This window comes from Exiguobacterium sp. UBA5002 (genome assembly GCF_002396765.1).
In the GTDB taxonomy this organism is placed as follows: Bacteria; Bacillota; Bacilli; order Exiguobacteriales; family Exiguobacteriaceae; genus Exiguobacterium_A.
On record NZ_DGYQ01000009.1, the window covers coordinates 2,527 to 7,522 of the forward strand.

Annotated in this window: 6 protein-coding genes; 2 read left to right on the plus strand and 4 right to left on the minus strand. The window is 47.9% G+C overall.

Annotated features, from left to right (window positions below):
- Positions 1 to 122 precede the first annotated feature (122 nt).
- Together nagZ and B4C70_RS01610 are read right to left on the minus strand one after the other, a co-directional pair.
- Positions 123 to 1,343: a beta-N-acetylhexosaminidase gene (nagZ, locus tag B4C70_RS01605; protein WP_290776569.1), complete on the minus strand. Its 1,221-nt coding sequence runs from the start codon at positions 1,341 to 1,343 to the stop codon at positions 123 to 125.
- Positions 1,340 to 1,765 carry an OsmC family protein gene (locus B4C70_RS01610; protein WP_023467853.1) on the minus strand — a complete coding sequence of 142 codons (426 nt, stop codon included), beginning with the start codon at positions 1,763 to 1,765 and terminating at the stop codon, positions 1,340 to 1,342. The genes nagZ and B4C70_RS01610 overlap by 4 nt, the downstream gene beginning before the upstream one ends.
- A 190-nt stretch (positions 1,766 to 1,955) precedes the next feature.
- Here B4C70_RS01610 and B4C70_RS01615 point away from each other — a divergent pair, with 190 nt between their 5' ends.
- Both B4C70_RS01615 and B4C70_RS01620 read left to right on the plus strand, forming a co-directional pair.
- The gene (locus B4C70_RS01615; RefSeq protein WP_290776572.1) at positions 1,956 to 3,140 is read left to right on the plus strand and encodes an MFS transporter; all 1,185 of its coding nucleotides are present in this window, start codon (positions 1,956 to 1,958) and stop codon (positions 3,138 to 3,140) included.
- A gap of 127 nt (positions 3,141 to 3,267) precedes the next feature.
- On the plus strand, positions 3,268 to 3,756 hold the full coding sequence (locus B4C70_RS01620; protein WP_290776575.1) for a DoxX family membrane protein: 489 nt from the start codon (positions 3,268 to 3,270) through the stop codon (positions 3,754 to 3,756).
- A gap of 28 nt (positions 3,757 to 3,784) precedes the next feature.
- Here B4C70_RS01620 and B4C70_RS01625 read toward each other — a convergent pair whose 3' ends face one another.
- Together B4C70_RS01625 and B4C70_RS01630 are read right to left on the minus strand one after the other, a co-directional pair.
- Positions 3,785 to 4,078 carry a hypothetical protein gene (locus B4C70_RS01625; protein WP_290776578.1) on the minus strand — a complete coding sequence of 98 codons (294 nt, stop codon included), beginning with the start codon at positions 4,076 to 4,078 and terminating at the stop codon, positions 3,785 to 3,787.
- A 79-nt stretch (positions 4,079 to 4,157) separates the two neighbouring features.
- Positions 4,158 to 4,996: hypothetical protein (locus tag B4C70_RS01630; RefSeq protein ID WP_290776581.1), on the minus strand; the 839-nt coding region annotated here is incomplete at its 5' end.

Genomic DNA, 4,996 nt, shown 5'->3' on the forward strand with positions numbered 1-4,996 from the left:
AGATCAGGTTCAAAGGGTCCGGATACTTCCGTCTCAGTCTGCTGGGAGACTCCCCTAGTGTCTTTTCGTGTTTAATTGGCTTGCCCCATTAGTCTAGCATGAGTCGCTTTGCTTCGCTAGTCCTAGTTGAGCGCTTCCACTTGCTGAATCAGCTCCGATTTCGTCGGTCGCTGTTGCTTTTGACTGTCGGCATACGCCTGCTTCAGCTTCAGGATCCGCATCACTTTAGCGTCGAGCATCTCCGGGGTCAGCGTTTTGTCTTTGACGGCTTGCATCACTTCAGCATGGACCTTTGTGTAAGCACCTGCCTCTGAAAACATTGCCATATCAGCTCCGTTGACGAGCGACTGACGTGCCGCTTCCGCGAGACCATATTGTTTCGTGATCGCTCCCATGACGAGATCATCCGTGATGATGACACCGTTGAATCCGAGTTGCTGACGCAGTAAATCAGTCAAGATCGGCTTTGAGAGCGAGGATGGATGCTGATTGTCATACGCGGGATAGAGAATATGGGCGACCATCACCATCTCGGCGCCCTCTTGGATCGCTTCTTGGAACGGTAACAGTTCCGTCCGCTTTAGTTCTTCCTTTGACGCCGTCACTTTCGGTAGCCCAATATGAGAATCGACACTCGTATTGCCGTGACCGGGAAAATGTTTGACGACCGGAATCGTGCCCGTCTCCTGCATCCCGTGCATCAGTGCTGTACCAAAGGTAGCGACGGTCTTCGGGTCAGCACTTAACGCACGGTCACCGATGATCGGATTGTTCGGATTGCTGTTGACGTCAAGGACTGGTGCGAAGTCCATGTTGAAGCCATAAAATCGTGACAAATGACCGAGCGTACGTCCGACGTCTTCCATTTTCGCCGCATCTGCACCTTGCGCCATGCGTTGACTCGTCGGAAGACGTAATCGTTGATCTGGTACCCGGCTGACGCGTCCGCCCTCTTCATCAATCCCGACGAAGGCATACGGTTTTTGATTCGTCTCTTGAATCGCCCGCGTGAACGTCAGGAGTTGCTCTTCTGACGTAATGTTTCCGCCGAGCAATAAGACCCCACCAATCGCACGCGTTCGCAACAGTTTTCGGTCAGCTGCTGAAAGTTCCGTACCGGCGACTCCGATATAGAGCAGTTGATCGACCTTTTCTGACGTCGACATCGTTGCCAGTTGTTGTTTTAGTTTTGCTTGTTGTCGTTCCTCTTTCGTCGGCTCAGGCTTCGATTTCTTTTCTTCTGTCGGTTGCTTCGTTTCCGGTTGTGATGATTTCGTTGGTTCCGTCGTCTCCTGCGCACACCCTGCAAGCAACAAGCAACCGATCAGTACGACTTTCTTCACAAAGGATCCTCGCTCCGAACACCATTGATCGAATAATAGACGGAAATCTCAGCGTTCAGGGATTGCGAAACCGAACAATATTTATCCTTTGATAACGAGATGGCGCGACGGACCTTATCTTCCGGGAGATCACCTTCGAGCCGGTAATGAATCGAGATCGACGTAAAACGACGCGGATGATCCTCTGCCCTTTCTCCTTCGATATCCATTTCAAAATGGGTGATCGTCAAGCGCATCTTCTCTAAAATCGAGACGATATCAATCCCTGTACAGCCGGCAACGGCATGTAGCAGTAGTTCAGTCGGTCGCGGCGCTTGATTTTCGCCACCGTTCTCTGGTGCTGCATCCATCGCCAGATGATGCCCTGATTCCGTCTGTCCACTAAACCCCATCTGTTTGTTCCATGTCACTGTCGCTTGCATCGTTTCCACTCCTTTATAAGTAGTCTTCTTCTGTAGTATACGCAAAAAACAGCAAACCTGAAAATTCACACGCTATTTTGAATAATGGTTCTTTTCCCGAAATCTCGCTTTGCAATACCCGACGAAATCGTTTCATGCTATCCTGTTACTCATAGTTTCGCGCGCAAGCGCCAGAATTGAGGAATCATCCATGTCACCTACTACTCGTTTAAGTCGACGCGATTGGCTCTTGATTGCCACGTTGTCGCTCCTGACGTTCGTTCTCGGAACAAGCGAATTCGTCATCGTCGGGATCCTCGCTGAAATCTCCTCAGCCCTTGATATCACGATCGCAACAGCCGGTACGCTCGTCTCGGCATTTGCCATCTCCTTTGCGATCGGTACACCGATCGTCATGTCGCTGACCGGTCACCTAGAACGGCGTCGTCTGATCCTACGTCTCTTACTTGCTTGGATACTATTGAATCTTGCCAGTAGTTTTGCACCAAGTTACGAAGTATTGCTCGCCACCCGCATTCTGACAGCGATCCTGACCGGTGTCTTGATCTCGCTCGCAATGGTCGTCGCCAGTGACGGTGTACCTGTCGCGAAGCGCGGTGTTGCCGTCTCGTTCATTTTCGGTGGTTTTACACTAGCGAACGTCCTCGGTGTCCCGATCGGAACGTTCATCGGGCAACACGCTGGCTTCGAAGCTACGTTCTGGCTAACGACAGTCATGGGATTGATCGCGTTCCTCGCAGTATGGAAGATCGTTCCGGTCCAGCAATCGACGGGTTCCGGTTCAATTAAGGAACAGCTTGGATTGCTCGCCAACCCACGGATCCTGATCGCCTTCTTTATTCCGTCGTTTGGATTCGGGGCAACTTATGTCGTCTACACATACCTCGTACCGCTTTTACAAACAGAACTTGGGATTGCGAAAACGTGGATCAGTCCGATCTTGCTCGCTTACGGCGTCGTCTCGATCTTTAGTAACATCCTTGCCGGTAAAATCGCCAGCAAAAATCCGATGGGACGCTTACGGTTCGTCTTCGTCGTGCAAGCAGTCGTTCTTGCTGCGTTATACTTCACGACAGCATCCCTTCCGCTTGGTCTGTTCAACATCGCTTTGATGTCGTTGATGTCGATTCTACTGACGACTTCGACACAAATCTATTTGATCGACCTCGCTGAAAAGTTCAATCCGGAAGCAAAAGGACTCGCTGCTTCATTGATGCCGGTTGCGAGTAACGTCGGGATTGCTTTTGGTTCGGCACTCGGTGGCATCGTCTATGCGAACGGTCCGATGATGAACACGGCACTCGTCGGTGGACTGGTCGCGCTCGTTGCTGCTTTATTAACTGCAATCAGTCATCGCCTCGATCAACGCTCATGAAACCGTTACCTTGTCCTTTTTTGTAACAGGTCGATGACGGTTCGATGACGTTATGATGATAGTCCCCATCTCGCTGATGATTTTTCAGTATGATGGGGACTATGTTGTAGTAGAGGAGTGTCTGAAAGTGAAAGCATTACACATCATCGATCTCGGTCTGTTGACGATCATCCGACTTTGGCTCGGAATCCAGTGGTTCATCGCCGGGATCGGCAAGTACATCAATGGCTTCGATGCGCAGCCGTTTCTCGAAGGAGCACTTGCAAAGTCAACGGGCGAAGACGCACTCGTCAGTTCCTGGTATGCGACGTGGATCGAGCAACTCGCCTTACCGAACGTTGGGCTGATCAACGCCTTGATTCCGTTCACGGAACTCGTCGTCGGGATCCTGTTGATTCTTAGTCTGTTGACGGTTCCTGCACTGGTCGTCGGAAGCATCATGAATCTCAATTACTTACTCGCTGGGACGATTGCGTTGAACCCCGTGTTCTTAGCAGCGTCAATCGCCTTACTGGCTGCAGGACGCTTGGCGTATCAAATCGGCATCGATCACTGGATCATCCGCTGGTATCGCTCATCGCAACAACCGCATCCCCTGGACCGGATTCCGGTCTAACGAAAAAACTCTCCCGCACGTGGGAGAGTTATTTTTTTTGTTGCTCAAGAATCGTCTGCTGTGTCGGAACCCCGCCGACTGAGACTGTTCGCTCGAGGAACAGATAGGGTTTGCTATCGACTTCGAAACGACGGTCACCGTGATAACGTGCCGAGTGCCCATCCGTTGCGAGCTTTTGTTCGATGGCTGCAACATGTTCGTCGAGTGAATAAAACCGATCGTCGAACGTCAGCGTGATATTTTTCTTACGGTACCCGAGTAAGAAATTGTAGTAGAACCAATACATGGCACCTGCGAAAACGACAAAAATCAAGAATTGCATGTGAGTTCCCCCTCTGTATAATCTTTATACGTTGGAAGAAAACGGGAGGTTTCAAGTAATTGAATGAAATTTCTATATTTTACTTCAATCGCATATCACTTAGTGATAACTTAATCTTTGGATTTTTATTCGTAATGTTTCCTTCATATTCAATATTTGCTGATGTCGGATTGAAAACCAATACTCTGTAATCATCATTTTTTAGCTGATAAGAAAAATAAATGCGTCCATTTTCCAAAATAGAGACCGGGAATCCACCTCCATCTGTGAATTTTTTACGATCAGGAAGTGGAACTTGATGTATTGTATATTTTCCCGACTCCAAATCGAACGTATTCCAGCTTAACTGTGTATCATCATTTTCATTTATCGTCACGATTAATTTGCCTTCATTTAAAATTCGAGTGTTAAAATCTTCTCCTTCCAGTTGTTTTAATCGTTTCGTCTTTTTTCCGTCTGTCATCAGCAGACGCTGCTGTTCAGTATCCGGGTTATTCTTAGGAAAATATGTTTGAGAATAAAGTAGTTGTCCTTTATAGAACGACTCAATGTATTCATTCTTCTTTAATTCGATTGGTAGTTGTTGTTTACGTACGCTATTATTTTTTAAGTCAATAACATAAATAAAGCTTCTTTGGGTCTGCTCATCCATCGAATAGCGCTCCACATAAAGTAGATCTTCTGTTCGTTGAAAGGGTGAGTAGGCGTACTTTTTATTATCAACTTCTGAAGGAGTGCTCAATTGTTTTGTCGTCAATTTTTTAGTTTTAAGATCCCAATATTGCAAATCCCAGCTACCGTCTTTTTGACCTTTTAATCCGTAAGTTACAGAATCTTGCATGAGAGTATACGTTTCCTCTTGCATGAACTGTTTAAATGACCGTGGTGCTTCATCATTTATATAAACACGGTCGAGAT

Coding starts and splice junctions, on each gene's coding strand:
- B4C70_RS01610 (WP_023467853.1), bottom strand. CDS start 1,765: ATGCAAGCGACAGTGACATGGAACAAACAGATGGGGTTTAGTGGACAG.
- B4C70_RS01615 (WP_290776572.1), top strand. CDS start 1,956: ATGTCACCTACTACTCGTTTAAGTCGACGCGATTGGCTCTTGATTGCC.
- B4C70_RS01625 (WP_290776578.1), bottom strand. CDS start 4,078: ATGCAATTCTTGATTTTTGTCGTTTTCGCAGGTGCCATGTATTGGTTC.